Here is a 17741-nt window from a genome sequence, read left to right on the forward strand (position 1 = left end):
GCACCTCGGCGAGGCGCTCGCAGGCGGGCGCGATGTTGTCGCTCGATCCCGCCTGCGCCGATTCATTGCCCCCGCACAGTCCCACTTCGGACGTAAAGGCTATCGATAACTAATTGCATCTAGCGGGGTGTGGGGAGACGCATCATGTCGTTCACTGGGCTGCGGTCGATCGTCCTGTGCCTCGGTCTGCTCGCCGTGCCCGCCCTCGCCGCCGACATGTCGACGGCGCCATACCTTGCGGCGGCTCCGGAAAAGCCGACCTTGCTGCAAATGCTCGCGTCGGCGCTGAAGCCGAAATCCGCGCACCCGGCCGTGCCCGAGTACAGGCCGAGACTCCGCCAGGCCGCGGCGAAGAGGAGGCCGAAGGCCTCAGCACCTGTCGTGACCGAGGAGCCGGTGGCCTCGCCCACTACGGTCGGTGCGGCCGTGGCGGCACCCGCGCAGCTCTCCGAAGTGGAGCTCGCCGCCAAGGGGCTGGAGCTGTTCAACGACGCAAGCCTCTCCGGCGGCGGCAAGGCATCCTGCGCCACCTGTCACTTCTCGACCGGGCACACCAACAACAAGACCTATGTCGGCCTCGACGTGGTCGCCGACGGCGATCCCAACGGCCGCAATACGCCGACGCTGTGGGGCGTCGGCGAGCGTGCGGTGTTCGGCTGGGCCGGCCAGGCGCCGACGCTGGAGGACAGCATCCGCGGCATCATCGTCAACCGCATGAAGGGGCCGGAGCCGTCGCCGGAGACCCTGGCGGCGCTGGTCGCCTATGTGCGCACGCTGAACTATCCGGCCAACTGGCAGGTCAAGGAGGACGGCACGCCGCGGGAGGATGCCAGCGCGGCCGTCAGGCGCGGCTATGAGCTCTATATCGGCGACGGCGGCTGCGGCACCTGTCACCAGCTGCCGAGCTTCGACAAGAAGAGCAAGGACGACATCGGCACCGGCGGCAAGTTCAAGGTGGCGACCCTGCATGCGGCCGCATCGACCGCGCCGTATTTCCACGACGGCCGCACGGCTTCGCTGCGCGACGCCGTCAAGCTGATGTGGGAGTTCTATGCCAAGAAGATGGAGACACGGCTGCCGACCGAGGCCGAACTCGACGATCTCACCGCCTATGTCGGCGCGCTCTGACGCGCCGGACACAGGCGGCATGAGCTCTTAGATGTTGGCGCCGAGATCGGCGATGTCGTCGAACAGCACTCCCGTTCGCGACAGCAGCGCCTCGAGCTCGTCGGTCGCATCGGCGATCCCGCGCGTCGCGGTGTCGATGACGAGCTCCGCATCGAGCGGCGGCTCGTAGTCGGTGCCGATGCCGGTGAAGTTCTGCAAGGCGCCGGCGCGGGCCTTGGCGTAGTGGCCCTTGGGGTCGCGGCTCTCGCAGATCTCGGCGGCGGTGGCGACGTAGACCTCACGGAACAGGTCGCCGGCCACGCGGCGCGCAGCCGCGCGGTCCTCGCGCGCCGGCGACACCGCGGCGACGATCGCGATGTGGCCGTTGCGGGCGAGATGGGTCGCGACCTCGGCGAGGCGGCGGATGTTCTCGGCGCGGTCCTCCGGCGTGAAGCCGAGATCCTTGTTGAGGCCGGCGCGCACGGTGTCGCCGTCGAGCAGCACGGGCGCGCCGCCGCGGCTGAACAGCCGCCGCTCCAGCGCACGCGCCAAGGTCGACTTGCCGGCGCCGGGCAGGCCGGTCATCCAGACCACCGCGCCCTTGTGGCGATAGCGGTCGGCGCGCTCCTGCGGCTGCAGGGCCGATTCTACCGGCATGATGTCGACCGGCGCGGCGCGCTTGCCGGCTGCGATCGACAGCACCAGTCCGCCGCCGGCGATGCGGCCCTGCACCTCGATGACGAGGCGGCCGGTGCGCGCATTCTCGGTGTAGGGATCGACGGCGACCGGCTGGGTCAGCGCGATCTCGATCTCGCCGACATGGTTGCGCGCGATCGACGCGTTCTGCTCGTTGGACAGCGAGCCCGGATCGACGGCTTTCTCGATCGCGACCACGCTGCCGCGCGCCTCGCGGGTGCCGAGCCGGACCAGGATGTTGTCGCCCTTGGCGAGCGGCTGGTCGTGCAGCCAGAAGATGCGGGCGTGCAGCCGGCGCGCCGCCTGCGGCTCGCGGCCGACATGGGCGATGACGTCGCCGCGCTCGATGAACAGCTCGCGGTCGAGGGTGATGCCGACCGAGCGGCCTGCGCCTTGCGGCGTGGTCACGGGGGTCTGCGGCCAGCCCTCGACGGTCTTGATCTTGGCGATCTTGCCGGCCGGCATGATCACGATCTCGTCGCCGGCGCGCAATTCCCCGGCCTCGACGCGGCCGGCGACGATGCGGCGATCGTCGAACTTGTAGATCGCCTGCACCGGCAGGCGCAGCGGCAGGCTCGACAGCGGCTTGGCCGGCTCCAGCCCATCGAGCGCCTCGACCACGGTCGGGCCGTCGTACCAGCCGATCCGCGACGTTAGCGCGGCGACGCCATCACCGTCGCGCGCGGAAATCGGGATCACGGCGACCGGCTTGACGCCGAGGCCTTCGAGATGCGCCGAGATCTCGGCTTTGATCGCATCGAAGCGGTCCTCGCCGAAATCGACGCGGTCCATCTTGTTGACGACGACCGCCACCTGCTTCACGCCGAGCAGATGCAGGAGATAGCCGTGGCGGCGGGTCTGGTCGCGCACGCCCTCGAGCGCGTCGATGATCAGGACCGCGCCGTCGGCCTGCGAGGCGCCGGTGATCATGTTGCGCAGGAATTCGGCGTGGCCGGGCGCGTCGATCAGCACGACCTCGCGCGCATTGGTGCGGAAGCGGATCTGCGTGGTGTCGATGGTGATGCCCTGGTCGCGCTCGGTCTGCAGCGCGTCGAGCAGGAACGACCATTCGAACGGCATGCCGCGGCGGGCCGAGACGGCCTGCAGCATTTCGAGCTTGCCCTCGGGCAGGCTGCCGGTCTCGTGCAGCAGGCGTCCGACCAGGGTCGACTTGCCGTGATCGACATGGCCGACGATCACGATGCGGACCTGGGGACGGGTGGTGCCGTTCGGCGTGGCGGGAGCGGCGGCCGGGACTCTCATGTTCATTGCCTCAGGCTCCGCTCACAGATAGCCGGCGACGCGCAGCCGCTCGAAGGCGTCCTCGGTCTCGTGGTCGAGCGCGCGTCCGGCACGCTCGGGCACCTTGGTGCTTTCGAGCTCGGCGAGAATCTCGGGGATGTTCGAGGCGGTGGACGCGACGGGGAAGGTGATGTCCTGGTCGCCGAGCGAGCGATAGCGCTTGCCGTTCTTCGAGAGGTACAGCGGGATGATCGGGATGTTCTCCCGCGCCGTGTAGGCCCAGATGTCGGCCTCGGTCCAATGCAGGATCGGATGGATGCGCAAGTGAGCGCCCTGCGGCGGCGAGGCGTTGAAATGATCCCAGAATTCCGGCGGCTGGTCGCGCACGTCCCAATGGCCCTCGGCGCCGCGCGGCGAGAACACGCGCTCCTTGGCGCGCGTCGCCTCTTCGTCACGGCGGATGCCGGCGATCAGGCCATCGAAGCCGTGCTTGGCGAGCGCCATCTTCAGGCCTTCGGTCTTGCGCGCAGCCGAGCGCGCCGCGGGCGGCAAGGTCGGATCGACGGCATCGATCGGCGGGCACGGCTCGATCTTCAGGTCCAGGCCCCATTCCTTCGCGTAGGTGTCGCGGAAGGCGTACATCTCCGGAAACTTCTTGGCCGTATCGACATGCATGGCCGGAAACGGCACGCGGCCGAAGAACGCCTTGCGGGCCAGCCAGATCATCACGTTGGAATCTTTTCCCAGCGACCACAGCAGCGCCAGCTTCTTCAGCCGTGCAAAGGCCTCGCGAAGGATGTAGATGCTCTGCGCCTCCAGCTCATCGAGATGGTCCATCGTCGGCGCGGCGTTGAGGACGCGCGGCATGGAAGATGCTTGCTCGATCTCGGAGGAGGGCAACCGATCTCTGGAAACGTCGTTGGTGAGAATGTGCATGCTATCAGCCATCGCCTGCCTGGGAGAAAATTCTATGGCGAAGCCAAGGAATAATTTTCTCTTTACGTCGTAGGCGAGACACTTATATAGAAAATAATTCCAGTCAACCCCGAAGTGCCGAAGCTGAAGAACGCAATGCAATATCTGCCGGTGTTTCTCGACCTGAAGACCGGCCCCGTGCTGCTGATCGGCGCGGGCGAGCTCGTGCGCGCCAAGCTTCGCGTGTTGCTGTCCGCGGGCGCGCGGATTCGTTGGTTCGCCACCGACGGCGACTTCGATCTCGCGGGTCTCCGCGATGAGCACGGCCAGATCGAGCGCGCCGAAGGCGACCCGCTGAGCGCCGATCTCACTGGCGTCATCGCCGTGCTGTGCGCAGGCGCCGGCGACATCGGCGTGGCGATGTCGGCGCGGGCACGCAGCGTCGGTCTGCCCGTCAACGTGATGGACGACCTCGCGCATTCCAGCTTCATCTTTCCGGCGATCGTCGATCGCGGCGATGTCGTCGTGGCGATCGGCACCGGCGGCTCGTCGCCCGTCGTGGCACGCCGCGTGCGCGAGCGCATCGAGGCGCTGCTGCCGGCGCGGATCGGCGAGCTCGCGGGCTTCATCGGCGACTTCCGCAAGACCATCAATCCGCTGATTGCGGAGATGCCGCTGCGCCGCCGCTTCTGGGAGCGCATCGTCGACGGCCCGATCGGCGCGCTGGTGCTGGCGGGGCGCAAGCAGGAGGCCGAGGCGGCGCTGCACGGCATTGCCGATCCCAGTGCTTTTGCGGGCGCCGATCATGCCGGCCGCAGCAACGGGCATGTGACCCTGGTCGGCGCCGGTCCGGGCGATCCCGATCTTCTGACCATCAAGGCGCTGCGGGCGCTGCAGGACGCCGACGTCGTGTACTACGACGAGCTCGTCACACCCGAGATTCTCGACCGCATTCGCCGCGATGCTTCGCGCGTGCCGGTCGGCCGCAGGGTCGGCAAGCCCGGCATCGGCCAGGATGCCGTCAACAAGCTCTTGATCGAGGCGGCGCGCGAGGGCAAGCGCGCGGTCCGGCTGAAGGGCGGCGATTGCTTCGTGTTCGGCCGTGGCGGCGAGGAGGTCGACGCGCTGCGCAAGGCGGGCGTGTCCTACACCATCGTGCCCGGCATCACCGCCGGCCTCGGCGCCGCCGCGCAGTTCGAGGTGCCCTTGACCTTCCGCAGCAAAGCGCTGCGCATCACCTTCCTCACCGCGCACAAGGAGCGCGATGCCGAGGCGGTCGACTGGTCGGCGCTGACCGACACCAAGATGACCGTCGTCGTCTACATGGGCATGACCGCGGCGCCGGCGGTGCGGGCAGGGCTCCTCGCCGCCGGCCGCTCGCCGCAGACGCCGGTCGGCGTGTTCGCCAAGGTGACACGGCCGGATGCGCAGGCCGCGGTCGGCACGCTCGATCAGTTGCCGGATCTCGTCGGCCAAATCGATGGCGGCCCGGCCATCCTCATCATCGGCGACGTCGTGGCGCACTCCGCGCCGTGGCGTCAGCAGACTCTCAGTGGCGTGATCGCACAACTCCTGGAACCCGTCTGAATGACCTCCCCGCTGCAACAGAAGATCAAGATCGCCGGTCCCTCGATCATCACCGCGAACCGGACCTGGGACGGCGCGGTGATCTACCGCACCGGCGCCAAGAGCTGGTCGGATGAGCTCTCCGATGCGGCCATCGTGCGCACCGCCGACGAGGCGCGCGCCCTGCTGACCGAGGCGGTGGCCGACGATCTCGGTGCGATCGGTCCCTACATCGCCCCGGTCGAGGTGAGCGCCGACGGTTCGGTCAAGCCCGGCAACATGCGCGAACACATCCGGCTGACGGGCGCCTCCATCGCGCTCCCGGCTCAAGCCTGAAGGCCCTGTCATGTATGCTTATGACGAAATCGACCGCACTTTGGTCAACGAGCGCGTCGCCGAATTCCGCGACCAGGTGAAGCGGCGCCTCTCGGGCGAATTGTCCGAGGACGAGTTCAAGATGCTGCGGCTGCAGAACGGCGTCTATCTGCAGCTGCACGCCTACATGTACCGTGTCGCCATCCCCTATGGCACGCTGGCGTCGAACCAGCTGCGCAGGCTGGCGCATGTCGCGCGGCGCTACGATCGCGGCTATGGCCACTTCACGACGCGGCAGAACATCCAGTTCAACTGGATCAAGCTCGCCGAGCTGCCGGATGCGATGGCCGATCTGGCGGAAGTGGGCATCCAGTCGATGCAGACCTCCGGCAACAACATGCGCAACGTGACCTCCGACCAATGGGCCGGCGTCGCGCCGGGCGAGATCGAGGATCCCAGGATCTGGGCCGAGCTGCTGCGCCAGTTCACGACGCTTCATCCGGAATTCTCATTCCTGCCGCGCAAGTTCAAGATCGCGATCACGGCGTCCGAGCACGACCGCGCCGCGATCAAGATCCACGACATCGGTCTTCGTCTCAAGAAGAACGAGCAGGGCGAGACCGGCTTCGAGGTGCTGGTCGGCGGCGGCCTGGGACGCTCGCCCTTCATCGCCAAGACGGTCAAGCCGTTCGTGCACGGCCATGACATCCTGAGCTATGTCGAGGCGATCCTGCGCGTCTACAACCAGTACGGCCGCCGCGACAACATCTACAAGGCGCGCATCAAGATCCTGGTCCATGAGCTCGGCATCGAGAAGTTCGCGGCCGAGGTCGAGGAGGAGTGGCAGCAGATCCGTGACGGCGTGCTCAAGCTGGACGACGGCATCGTCGAGGACATCCGCTCGCGCTTCTTCTATCCGACCTATGAGACGCAGCCAGCAATGCCGGACGAGCTCAAGCAGGCCGCGCATGATCAGAAGTTCGAGGCCTGGCGCAAGAACTCGGTGGCCCCGCACAAGGTGCAGGGTTATGCGATCGTCACCGTGTCGCTGAAGCCGATCGGCAAGCCGCCGGGCGATGCGACCGCCGACCAGATGGATGCGCTGGCCGACATCGCCGACAAATACTCGTTCGGCGAGATCCGCGTCGGGCATGAGCAGAACCTGGCGCTGCCGCATGTCCGCAAGCGTGATCTGCCGGCGGTGTGGAAGGCGCTCGAGGCGATCGGGCTCGCCATCCCCAACGTCAATCTCGTCTCCGACATCATCGCTTGCCCTGGGCTCGACTACTGCTCGCTGGCGAACGCCCGCTCGATTCCGATCGCGCAGGAGATCACGCGGCGCTTCGCCAACCACGACACGGCGAACCTGATCGGCCGGCTGCACATCAACATCTCCGGCTGCATCAATGCCTGCGGCCACCACCATGTCGGCCATATCGGCATCCTCGGCGTCGAGAAGAACAACGAGGAATTCTATCAGATCACGATCGGCGGCCGTGCCGACGAGGGCGCCGCGCTCGGCACCCTGATCGGACCCGCGGTGCCCTATGCCGAAGTGGCCGATGTCGTCGAGGACATCGTCGAAGCCTATCTTGCGCTGCGCGCGCACCCTGAGGAGCTGTTCGTCGACACGGTGAAGCGGCTCGGGGTCGAACCATTCAGGGAGCGGGTTTATGCCACTCGTTAAGGGCGGACACATCATCGCGGACGCGTTCGTCCGCATCACCGACGATGCCGAGCTGCCGGCAGAGGGTGCGATCCTCGTCCCGGAGACGCGCTTCCTCGCCGGCCCCGACGCGCTGGTCAGCCGCGCCCCCGGCAAGCTCGGCGTGATCTGGCCGAACAATCGCGATGTCGACGATCTCGTGCCATACCTCGATCGCCTTGCGCTGGTCGCGCTGGTGTTTCCGAGCTTCCGCGACGGCCGCGCCTATACCCAGGCGCGCCTGCTGCGCGAGCGCTATGGCTATCGCGGCGAGCTGCGCGCGACGGGCCAGGTGCTGCGCGACCAGTTCGTGTTCATGCTGCGCGCCGGCTTCGACGCCTTCGAGGTCAAGAAGCAGGCCGACGCCGAGGCCTTCACCGAGACCGTGAAGCGCTATTCGGTGTTCTACCAGCCGGCCGGCGACGGCCGGATCTCCGCGCTGCATCAGCGCCTGCAACTGCGCCATTCGGAGAGTGCCGGGCTGTGAGCACGCTGGCTGCATCGCCTTCCGTTGCGGAGATCCCAGTCGCGGCGCTCGACGCCGCGTTGCGCACCGCTGCGCCGCAGGAGATCATTGCTGCCGCTCTCGGGGCGATCGGGCGCGAGCGGCTCGCCGTGGTGTCGTCGTTCGGCACGGAGTCGGCGGCGCTGCTGAAGGTCACGGCCGATGTCGATCCGGCGATTCCGGTGATCTTCCTCGACACCGGGCACATGTTCGCAGAGACGCTCGCCTATCGCGACCAGCTGATCGAGCTCCTCGGCCTGCGCGACGTGCGCTCGATCAAGCCGGATGCCGCAGCACTGAAGCGCGAGGACGCCGACAACGAGCTGTGGTTCTCCGACCCCGACGCCTGCTGCCGGATCCGCAAAGTCGAGCCGCTGGCGCGCGCGCTGGCGCCGTTCACCGGCTGGATCAATGGCCGCAAGCGTTTCCAGGGCGGCCTGCGTGCCGCGATTCAAGTCGTCGAGCAGGACGGCGCCCGGGCGAAGTTCAACCCGTTCGCCAATGTCACCCGCGAAGACATCGCGGACATCTATCGCTCCGCGAACCTGCCGCAGCATCCGCTCATGGCCGCCGGCTTCCGTTCGATCGGCTGCATGCCCTGCACCAGCCGCTCCGACACCGGCGAGGACGACCGCGCCGGACGCTGGCGGGGCCGCGGCAAGACGGAATGCGGCATCCACACGGTGGTGACGTCGTCGAGCTAAGAGACACCACAGGATTTCAGGACCGTCGGTAACACTTGTTCGCCGTTGTCGGCCCGGATCACAAAGGTGAAGTTGGTCACAGTGTCCGCCCATATGATCTTGTCGGCGGTCGCGCTGAGATCTGCAGAGTCAGGCGGCGCGAGATCCCAGAGCATCAATCCGGTGCCTGCGAAAGACGAGGCCTTAAGCCCCTCAACCTTGAACAGCATGACGCCGTCCTTCTCCGTCTTGCCGGGCAGATAGGTCGCAGACGCTTTCAGCGTGCGCTGCTTGGCATCCTGCAATTCCGCGGGCCTGTCCTTGAGATTGCGGAGAGGCGGAGGGACAGCACCATCGCGGTCGACGATATAGAGCGCTATGGATTGATCGAGGCAGCGCAGCATTCCCGGATATTTCTTCGTCTTTAGCCGAACGTCGATCCGGGCAACCGGGCCGCCGTCGATCTCGCCGACCCGGAAGCCGGTCCGATCGTCGGCCCGGGCGACCGTGGACATCACCAGCAGAGCGGGGAAAGCGGGCAACACGATTGTCATGATGGCCAGCTTCAGCCAGCGTGCGAGTGCGCTCCCGTCGATCACGTCCCTCGTTGCCACCGCTCTGTTCTCCTGCTGAGGTTGCCGGCTATTTTGCGAACATAAAGTGAACAATGTCAAGCCTCGCCCTGTTGCAATCTTTTCGAGATCGCGCCCTATCGTGGTCACCAGCGCGCCGATGACGGCAATGTGTCGCGGCAAAGAATGCCAATCCCGTTGCGCGGCGCTTCATAGCAAAATGCCCATGTCCTGCCGGAAACAAGAAAATCCGCTTTCGTTGACTCTGACGTGCACATCCGGCGATCTGGCGTGCGCGCCTGCAACATCGCGGGGCCTGGAAATGGAGTGCTCGAATGATGCGGCGTGTTCTGGCTGTGGTCGCGGGACTGGCATGGGCAGGCTCGGCCTATGCGGCCGACATCACCCTGCTCAACGTCTCCTACGACCCGACCCGTGAGCTCTATGTCGAGTTCAACAAGGCATTTTCGGCCGCCTACCAGAAGGAGACCGGCAAGAGCGTCGAGGTCAAGCAGTCGCATGGCGGCTCCGGCGCGCAGGCCCGCAGCGTCATCGACGGGCTGCAGGCCGATGTCGTGACTCTGGCGCTTGCCTATGACATCGACGCGATCGCCGGCAGGGGGCTGCTCGACAAGGAGTGGCAGAAGCGGCTGCCGCAGAATGCATCGCCCTACACCTCGACCATCGTTTTCCTGGTGCGCAAAGGCAATCCCAAGGGCATCAAGGACTGGGACGATCTGCTCAAGAAGGGCGTCGACGTCATCACGCCCAATCCGAAGACGTCCGGCGGCGCGCGCTGGAACTACCTGGCCGCCTGGGGCTATGCGCTGAAGAAGTTCGGCTCGGCCGACAAGGCCAAGCAGTTCGTCGGCGACCTCTATCAGCACGTCCCTGTGCTCGATACCGGCGCCCGCGGCGCCACCGTGACCTTCGTGGAGCGCGGGGTCGGCGACGTTCTGCTCGCCTGGGAGAACGAGGCGCATCTGGCCCTGCGTGAGTTCGGCAAGGACAAGTTCGAGATCGTCGCGCCGCAGCTCTCCATCCTGGCCGAACCGCCAGTTGCGGTGGTCGACTCGGTGGCCGACAAGAAGGGCACGCGAAGTGTGGCTGAATCCTACCTGAAATACTGGTATACAAAGGAAGGTCAGGAAATTGCCGCACGCAACTCCTACCGTCCGCGCGATCCTGAGGTCGCGAAGAAGCATGAGGCTGACTTTGCCAAGGTCGAGCTGTTCACCATCGACGAGGTGTTCGGCGGCTGGACCAAGGCTCAGAAGGAACACTTTGCGGAAGGCGGGATCTTCGATCAAATCTACAAGAATTGATCGAATCATAAGGAACGAGTTGGTGACCGCCGGTCTGCTACGGCCTCGACGGCAAGGCAGAAAAAACGAAGGCAGTAAGCTGGTGTTGCGGCAATCTGCGACATTGCGCGTGAGACGCTGTCCCCGGTCTCGATCGACAAGACGAGACGGGGGGCCGCGGGCGGACACCACCATCGACTCGAGCCATCGACACTGATCATCAACGGACCAGGCCTTTTTTTGAACGTACTTGCACCACGCCGCAGCACCTTGCCGGGCTTTGGTCTCACCATGGGACTGACGCTGACCTGGCTGTCGCTGATCGTTCTGATTCCTCTGGCGGGACTGTTCGTCCGCTCGACTGATCTCAGCCTCGACCAGTTCTGGGGCATCGTCACCAGCCGGCGCACCTTGAGCGCGCTCAAGATCTCGTTCGGACTCGCCTTCGCCGCGGCCTGCGTGAACCTGGTGATGGGCACCATCGTCGTGTGGGCGCTGGTGCGCTACCGCTTTCCGGGGCGCCGCCTGTTCGACGCGATCGTCGACGTTCCCTTTGCGCTGCCGACCGCTGTGGCGGGCGTGGCGCTGACGGCGCTGTTCACCCAGAAGGGCTGGCTCGGCGCGCCGCTCGCCGCAATGGGCATCAAGGTGGCGTTCACGCCGCTCGGCATCTTCGTTGCGATGATCTTCATCGGCATCCCCTTTGTCGTCCGCACCGTGCAGCCGGTGCTGATCGATCTTGATCCGGAGATCGAGGAGGCGGCGGCGAGCCTCGGCGCCGGGCGCTGGCAGATCGTGGCCCGCGTGATCCTGCCGAGCTTGACGCCGGCGCTGCTCACTGGCTTCGCACTCGCCTTTGCGCGCGCGGTCGGCGAGTACGGATCGGTGATCTTCATCGCCGGCAATCTGCCGAACGTCTCCGAGATCGCGCCGCTGCTGATCGTGATCCGGCTGTCCGAATTCCGCTACGCCGATGCCACCGCGATCGCGGTGGTGATGCTCGTCGTGGCGTTCCTGATCATCTTTGCCGTGAACCGGTTGCAGCGCTGGGCGCAGAGCCGGGCGCCCTTGAACTAGGACCCGACATGAGCGTGGAGATGACCCTGCAGGCGCCGTCCGTGGCATCGTCCGCGACCAGCCGGCGCGTCGCGCAGGCCGGCCGACCCGATCCGCGTACCGAGCCGCGCCTGGTCCGCATCGTCATCACGACGCTGGCATTGGCGTTCCTGTCGGTGTTCGTGGTGCTGCCGCTGATCGTCGTGTTCGTGGAAGCGTTCGGCAAGGGCATCGCGGCCTATTTCAGCGCGCTCGCCGATGCCGAGGCGTGGGACGCGATCCGCCTCACCCTGCTGGTGGCGCTGGTCTCGGTCGGGACCAATCTCGTGTTCGGCCTGTGCGCCGCCTGGGCGATCGCCAAGTTCGACTTCCCGGGCAAGACGTTCCTGATCACCCTGATCGATCTGCCGTTCTCGGTGAGCCCGGTGATCTCGGGCCTCGTGTTCGTGCTGTTGTTCGGCGCGCAGGGTTTCTTCGGTCCATGGATGCAGCGCCATGGCCTGCAGATCCTGTTCGCCTTTCCCGGCATCGCGCTCGCGACCGTGTTCGTGACGTTCCCGTTCGTCGCTCGCGCGCTGATTCCGCTGATGCAGGAGCAGGGCACGCAGGAAGAGGAGGCGGCGGTCTCGCTCGGCGCGTCCGGCCTGCAGACCTTCTTCCGCGTCACCTTACCGAACATCAAATGGGGCGTGCTGTACGGCGTGCTTCTCTGCAACGCACGTGCGATGGGCGAGTTCGGCGCCGTCTCGGTCGTGTCCGGCCACATCCGCGGCGAGACCAACACGATGCCGCTGCTGGTCGAGATCCTCTACAACGAATACCAGATGGTCGCCTCGTTCGCGATCGCCTCGCTGCTGGCGATGCTCGCGCTGATCACGCTGGTCGTCAAAACCGTCCTCGAACGGCAACTCGATGAGGGAGGTCCGCGTGACCATTGAAGTCAGGGGTGTCGTCAAGACGTTCGGCACCTTCAAGGCGCTCGACGGCGTCGATCTCAAGGTCGCTGACGGCGAATTGCTGGCGCTGCTCGGACCGTCCGGATCGGGCAAGACGACCCTGCTGCGCATCATCGCGGGGCTGGAATGGCCCGACTCCGGCGAGATCCTGTTCGACGGAGAGAGCGCGCTCGATCGCGGCGCGCGCGAGCGCCACGTCGGCTTCGTGTTTCAGCACTACGCGCTGTTCCGGCACATGAACGTGTTCGAGAACGTCGCCTTCGGCCTGCGCGTGCAGCCGCGCCGCATCCGCAAGAGCGAGGCCGAGATCCGCGCGCGCGTGAAGGAGCTGCTCGATCTCGTCCAGCTCGACTGGCTCGCCGACCGCTATCCGAGCCAGCTCTCCGGCGGCCAGCGCCAGCGCATCGCATTGGCGCGCGCGCTCGCGATCGAGCCGCGCATCCTCCTGCTCGACGAGCCGTTCGGCGCGCTCGATGCCAAGGTACGCAAGGAGCTGCGGCAATGGCTGCGCACCCTGCATCACTCCATCAACGTCACCTCGATCTTCGTCACCCACGACCAGGAGGAGGCGCTCGAGGTCGCGCACCGCGTGGTGGTGATGGACAAGGGCCGCATCGAGCAGGTCGGCTCGCCGAGCGACGTCTATGACGCGCCGGCGACCGCCTTCGTCCACGGCTTCATCGGCGAGTCGATCATGCTGCCGGTGGAGATCACCGGCGGCGCCGTGCATCTGAACGGACGGCCGCTGGACATTGCTGCGCCTGGCGATGCCGCGGGCGCGTCCACTCTGTTCGTGCGTCGTCACGACATGCTGATCGGTCCGGCTGACAGCGGCACGCTGCATGGTGCCGTGACCCACGTCCGCAGCTTCGGCCCGGTGCAGCGCGCCGAGATCGCGCTGACGGAGGGATCCACCATCGAGATCGACGCGCCACGCGACCGCGACCTCCGCATCGGCGAACGGGTCGGATTGAAGCCACGGCACTATCGGATTTTTGCGGGCGGGTGACGACACGCTGAGCTCAGCCCCCGACTATAGGTAGTTGGTCCAAGACAGTCGGCCAAACAGGAAGCCCGGCAACGTCCTAATTGGCGCAGCTGCGCGCCGTAGCCTCCGCTGTCGTCCCGGCGAACGCCGGGACCCATACCGGGTGATGTCGCGGCTAGAAACGGCTGGTCGTCCCGCCTGCCTCGAACCACTCCCTGGGGTTATGGGTCCCGGCGCGGAGGTCGGGACGACACCGGCTTTGGGGCGCCTTGCTCGTCACACGATTGGCAGGGCTAAACCCGGCAGGCTTGACCGCGCCGCTCTTATGGTCAACGAACCGTAACCGGCCGGAATGGCCGCAATTGTACCGACGGAACTTACCGCCGATTCACCTTTCAGCCACGGTTGATGTGCAACAACCCGCCTCTCGTATCGGCATAGGGACTGGTTCATTGAAGCATCGGGCACTCGCTTTCTCCTTGGCATTCCTGCTCGCCGGCTGCGCGGCCGAGACGCCGGTCGTGCAGGCGCCGACGATGTATGCCGACATGGCGGTCGCAGGCGCCAAGCTCGATGCTGTCGCTGCCGCGACGATGATCTCGCAATACCGCCAGAACAACGGGCTCGGCACGGTCGAGGTCGATCCCGAGCTGATGCGGCTGGCGGAGTCGCAGTCGCAGGCGATGGCCGACAAGAACAAGCTCGATCATGACGTGCGCGCCCCGCTGGCCAAGCGGCTGAACGGCGCGGGCTACGACGCCACCGTCGCGGTCGAGAACGTGTCGGCCGGCTATCACACGCTGGCGGAAGCGTTTTCCGGCTGGCGCGACTCGCCGCCCCACCGCGCCAACATGCTCAAGAGCGGTGTCACAAAAATAGGCATCGCCGCGAGCTATGCTCCGAACACCAAGTACAAGGTGTTCTGGACCATGATCCTCGCCGCGCCGGACGGCAAGAAGCCGTCATAACGGGCAGGCCCGCTCCGGGCCTGTGCAGCGGAGGCGCGCTCGACGCCGACACGCGTCCCGGTGCAGGGTGCTATCCCTGGGGATGGATTGACGTCACCGCGAAGTGACGCCACGGTGGCGCCTTGCTTTGCTAATGACCGCAGTGATGACGCAACATCCATTTCCCCCGCTGCCTGCAACTCCAGCCGAATCGCAACGCGTGCTCGTCCTGCAGGGCGGTGGCGCGCTCGGCTCCTATCAGGCCGGCGCCTATCAGGCGCTGTGCCATTTTGATTTCGAACCGGAATGGGTTGCCGGTATCTCGATCGGCGCCATCAATGCCGCGATCATCGCCGGCAACGACCGCGAGAAACGCATCGGCCGTCTCAAGGAATTCTGGGAGATGGTGTCGTCGCCGGTGCCGTGGAAGCCGCTGCTCAATGGTGATCATCACCGCTCGGCTTTCAACGAAGTCAGCGCCGGGCTGATCGCAGCGTTCGGCGTGCCCGGCTTCTTCACGCCGCGCTTTCCGCCGGCGCCGCTGTGGCCGTCCGGAACGCCGCAATCGGTCAGCTATTACGACACCTCGCCGCTGAAGCGGACCCTGGAGCGGCTGGTGGATTTCGACCGCATCAACGATCTGAAGACGCGGCTCTCCGTCGGCGCCGTCGGCGTCACCACCGGCAATTTCACCTATTTCGACAATGTCGAATTCAGCAAGCGGGGCAAGCGGATCGGGCCCGAGCACATCATGGCGTCGGGCGCGCTGCCGCCCGGCTTCCCGCCGGTCGAGATCGATGGCGAGCACTATTGGGATGGCGGCATCGCCTCCAACACGCCGCTCGACTACGTGCTCGACATGGAAACCGATCGCGATCTCCTTATATTCCAGGTCGATCTGTTCTCCGCGCGCGGCGATCTGCCGCGAACGCTGCTGGAGGCCGCGGAGCGCGAGAAGGACATTCGCTATTCCAGCCGGACGCGGATGAACACCGACAAGAACCGCATGATCCACAACACGCGCAAGGCGCTGCGCGAGCTCTACGCCCGGCTGCCGGACGAGCTGCGCAACGATCCGTCGCTCGAGATACTGTGCAAGGCGGCGCAGGAGAACACGGTGACGGTGGTGCACCTGATCTATCGCAGCAAGAGCTACGAGAGCTCATCGAAGGACTACGACTTCTCCCATGTCGCGATGGTCGAGCATTGGGAGGCGGGCGTGCGCGACGTCCACCAGTCGATGCGCCACAAGGACTGGCTGCAGCGGCCGCAGTCCGGCGAGACCATGGTCACCTACGATCTCACGCAGGACGGCAGTCCCGCTGCCGCCAAGAAGGAGTGAAGCAATGACGACGAATCTGAAGGGCAAGACCGCGGTCGTGACCGGCTCGACCAGCGGCATCGGGCTGGCCTATGCACGCGCCTTCGCCTCCGCCGGCGCCAACATCGTGCTCAACGGCTTCGGCGCGCCTGCCGATATCGAGAAGGAGCGGACGGCGATCGAGAGCGACTACAAGGTCAAGGCCGTGCACTCGCCGGCGGACATGAGCAAGCCGGCCGAGATCGCCGGCATGATCGCGCTCGGCGAGACCACGTTCGGCGCGGTTGACATCCTCGTCAACAATGCCGGCATCCAGTTCGTCTCGCCGGTCGAGGACTTCCCGCCGGAGAAGTGGGAGCAGATCATCGCGATCAACCTCTCCTCGGCGTTCTACGGCATCCGCGCCGCGGTGCCCGGCATGAAGAAGCGCGGCTGGGGCCGCATCATCAACACGGCGTCCGCGCACTCGCTGGTCGCCTCGCCGTTCAAGTCGGCCTATGTCTCGGCCAAGCACGGCATTGCCGGCCTGACCAAGACCGTGGCGCTCGAGCTCGCGACCTTCAAGATCACCTGCAACTGCATCTCGCCGGGCTATGTGTGGACGCCGCTGGTCGAGAAGCAGATTCCGGACACGATGAAAGCGCGCAACCTCACCAAGGAGCAGGTCATCAACGACGTGCTGCTGGCGGCGCAGCCGACCAAGGAGTTCGTGACATCCGAGCAGGTCGCGGCGCTGGCGCTGTTCCTGTGCGGTGACGATGCGGCTCAGATCACCGGCACCAATCTGTCGATCGACGGCGGCTGGACCGCGGCTTGATCGCCGCGCAAGCGCCGGACAAAGCGCCAGTTTCGCGCCGAGGCGGGTTTCGCTTCGGCGCGGTCCGTTCTACAAGCGTGCTTCTCTTGGACGCACGCCCACGGACCTCACCTTGCTGACCACCATCATCGGCCTCGGCGCCGCCACCTGCACCACATGCTCGTTCCTGCCGCAGGTCATCAAGGCCTGGCGCTCGCGCTCGACCCATGACATCTCGATGGGCATGTTCGTGCTGCAGACCACCGGCAACTCGATGTGGCTGCTGTACGGCGCGCTGATCAGCGATCTGCCGCTGGTCGTCGCCAACGCCATCACGCTCGGCCTGGTGGCGGCGATCCTCGGCTTGAAGCTGCGCTACGGCTAGCGGGACGCCAGCCGATCAGCTACGGCGCGCGAAGACGTTCGGGGTGGTGGAGGCGACGCTCTGGCCCGGAGGCAGCACGACCACGGTCGAGCCGAGCTGGACGTGGGTGTAGAGGTCGGCGACGTCGGTGTTGGTCATGCGGATGCAGCCCGACGAGATCGCCTGGCCGATATATTCGGGCTGGTTGGTGCCGTGGATGCGGTACAGGGTGTCCTTGTTGCCCTCGTACAGATAGATCGCGCGGGCGCCGAGCGGATTCGCCGGGCCGCCGGCGACGCGCTTGGGATACGGCCCGAGGCGCGCCTGGATGTCGGCGGTCGGAACCCAGTCCGGCCATTCGGCGAGCTTGCCGACCGTGGCGACGCCGGAGAACGCCATCGCCTCCTCGCCGACGGCGACGCCGTAGCGGATCGCCTTGCGGTCCGGCAGAACGTAGTACAGGAAGCGCGCATCGGTATCGACGACGATCGTGCCCGGCTGCTCCTGCCTTGTGTAGTCGACGATGTGCCGCTGGAACTGTTGCGGGATCTGCGCCTCGGCATAAGGCGCGCGCGACAGCAACTGGCGGTCGCGCGGCGTCAACGCCGCGTCCGACGTCGGCGACAGCGTCGCTTCCATGCAGCCGGCCAGCATCACGGTTCCGGCCAGCGAGAGTGCGACCCCCAGTCTCGACATCTCATTC

Annotated in this window: 18 protein-coding genes; 14 read left to right on the forward strand and 4 right to left on the reverse strand. The window is 66.2% G+C overall.

What is annotated here, in order from left to right; translation table 11 throughout:
• Positions 1 to 144 precede the first annotated feature (144 nt).
• Entirely contained in the window at positions 145 to 1128 is a 984-nt protein-coding gene (locus tag ACQR1F_RS16805) for a cytochrome c peroxidase (RefSeq protein ID WP_434913484.1), read from the forward strand.
• A 27-nt stretch (positions 1129 to 1155) separates the two neighbouring features.
• On the opposite strand, the gene cysC is transcribed toward ACQR1F_RS16805, so the two are convergent.
• Both cysC and cysD read right to left on the reverse strand, forming a co-directional pair.
• Positions 1156 to 3072 (reverse strand): adenylyl-sulfate kinase, encoded by a 1917-nt coding sequence (gene cysC, locus ACQR1F_RS16810; RefSeq protein WP_434913485.1) that lies wholly within the window; start codon positions 3070 to 3072, stop codon positions 1156 to 1158.
• Positions 3073 to 3087: 15 nt separating this feature from the next.
• Positions 3088 to 3882, reverse strand: a complete 795-nt coding sequence (gene cysD / locus ACQR1F_RS16815; RefSeq protein WP_315804843.1) for a sulfate adenylyltransferase subunit CysD — start codon at positions 3880 to 3882, stop codon at positions 3088 to 3090.
• A gap of 234 nt (positions 3883 to 4116) precedes the next feature.
• Here cysD and cysG point away from each other — a divergent pair, with 234 nt between their 5' ends.
• The 5 genes from cysG to ACQR1F_RS16840 are packed head-to-tail and all read left to right on the forward strand — an operon-like array spanning position 4117 to position 8755.
• A complete protein-coding gene (gene cysG / locus ACQR1F_RS16820) occupies positions 4117 to 5547 on the forward strand; it encodes a siroheme synthase CysG (RefSeq protein WP_316216481.1) in 1431 nt (476 codons plus the stop codon).
• Entirely contained in the window at positions 5548 to 5862 is a 315-nt protein-coding gene (locus ACQR1F_RS16825; protein WP_434886766.1) for a DUF2849 domain-containing protein, read from the forward strand. It begins immediately after the preceding gene.
• A gap of 10 nt (positions 5863 to 5872) precedes the next feature.
• Positions 5873 to 7528 (forward strand): nitrite/sulfite reductase, encoded by a 1656-nt coding sequence (locus ACQR1F_RS16830; protein WP_434913486.1) that lies wholly within the window; start codon positions 5873 to 5875, stop codon positions 7526 to 7528.
• Positions 7515 to 8033 (forward strand): DUF934 domain-containing protein, encoded by a 519-nt coding sequence (locus ACQR1F_RS16835; RefSeq protein WP_316177277.1) that lies wholly within the window; start codon positions 7515 to 7517, stop codon positions 8031 to 8033. Before ACQR1F_RS16830 ends, ACQR1F_RS16835 begins: the two co-directional genes overlap by 14 nt.
• Complete coding sequence (locus ACQR1F_RS16840; RefSeq protein WP_316238161.1) at positions 8030 to 8755, forward strand: phosphoadenylyl-sulfate reductase; 726 nt, start codon at positions 8030 to 8032, stop codon at positions 8753 to 8755. Before ACQR1F_RS16835 ends, ACQR1F_RS16840 begins: the two co-directional genes overlap by 4 nt.
• Here ACQR1F_RS16840 and ACQR1F_RS16845 read toward each other — a convergent pair.
• Positions 8752 to 9489, reverse strand: a complete 738-nt coding sequence (locus tag ACQR1F_RS16845) for a hypothetical protein (RefSeq protein ID WP_434838583.1) — start codon at positions 9487 to 9489, stop codon at positions 8752 to 8754. The two genes, ACQR1F_RS16840 and ACQR1F_RS16845, sit on opposite strands and share 4 nt — an antisense overlap.
• Positions 9490 to 9641: 152 nt before the next feature.
• On the opposite strand from ACQR1F_RS16845, the gene ACQR1F_RS16850 reads away from it, so the two are divergent.
• The 8 genes from ACQR1F_RS16850 (at position 9642) to ACQR1F_RS16885 (ending at position 17059) form a co-directional block, all read left to right on the forward strand.
• Complete coding sequence (locus tag ACQR1F_RS16850; RefSeq protein WP_434838584.1) at positions 9642 to 10631, forward strand: sulfate ABC transporter substrate-binding protein; 990 nt, start codon at positions 9642 to 9644, stop codon at positions 10629 to 10631.
• 219 nt (positions 10632 to 10850) lie between these two features.
• Positions 10851 to 11687 (forward strand): sulfate ABC transporter permease subunit CysT, encoded by an 837-nt coding sequence (gene cysT, locus ACQR1F_RS16855; protein ID WP_315804737.1) that lies wholly within the window; start codon positions 10851 to 10853, stop codon positions 11685 to 11687.
• Positions 11688 to 11695: 8 nt separating this feature from the next.
• Positions 11696 to 12604 carry a sulfate ABC transporter permease subunit CysW gene (gene cysW, locus ACQR1F_RS16860; protein ID WP_315804738.1) on the forward strand — a complete coding sequence of 303 codons (909 nt, stop codon included), beginning with the start codon at positions 11696 to 11698 and terminating at the stop codon, positions 12602 to 12604.
• Positions 12594 to 13631 (forward strand): sulfate/molybdate ABC transporter ATP-binding protein, encoded by a 1038-nt coding sequence (locus ACQR1F_RS16865; RefSeq protein ID WP_315804739.1) that lies wholly within the window; start codon positions 12594 to 12596, stop codon positions 13629 to 13631. Before cysW ends, ACQR1F_RS16865 begins: the two co-directional genes overlap by 11 nt.
• A gap of 431 nt (positions 13632 to 14062) precedes the next feature.
• Entirely contained in the window at positions 14063 to 14578 is a 516-nt protein-coding gene (locus ACQR1F_RS16870; RefSeq protein ID WP_315804740.1) for a CAP domain-containing protein, read from the forward strand.
• A 145-nt stretch (positions 14579 to 14723) separates the two neighbouring features.
• The gene (locus ACQR1F_RS16875; protein ID WP_316177286.1) at positions 14724 to 15899 is read left to right on the forward strand and encodes a patatin-like phospholipase family protein; all 1176 of its coding nucleotides are present in this window, start codon (positions 14724 to 14726) and stop codon (positions 15897 to 15899) included.
• Between the two features lie 4 nt (positions 15900 to 15903).
• Positions 15904 to 16695, forward strand: coding sequence for a 3-hydroxybutyrate dehydrogenase (locus tag ACQR1F_RS16880; protein WP_316177288.1), 792 nt, complete (start codon positions 15904 to 15906; stop codon positions 16693 to 16695).
• A gap of 112 nt (positions 16696 to 16807) precedes the next feature.
• Positions 16808 to 17059 (forward strand): SemiSWEET transporter, encoded by a 252-nt coding sequence (locus tag ACQR1F_RS16885; protein ID WP_006614646.1) that lies wholly within the window; start codon positions 16808 to 16810, stop codon positions 17057 to 17059.
• A 15-nt stretch (positions 17060 to 17074) separates the two neighbouring features.
• On the opposite strand, the gene ACQR1F_RS16890 is transcribed toward ACQR1F_RS16885, so the two are convergent.
• A complete protein-coding gene (locus ACQR1F_RS16890; RefSeq protein ID WP_315804743.1) occupies positions 17075 to 17734 on the reverse strand; it encodes a L,D-transpeptidase in 660 nt (219 codons plus the stop codon).
• Positions 17735 to 17741: the final 7 nt, after the last annotated feature.

The sequence above is a fragment of the Bradyrhizobium sp. HKCCYLS3013 genome (assembly GCF_051167615.1).
Classification (GTDB): domain Bacteria; phylum Pseudomonadota; class Alphaproteobacteria; order Rhizobiales; family Xanthobacteraceae; genus Bradyrhizobium.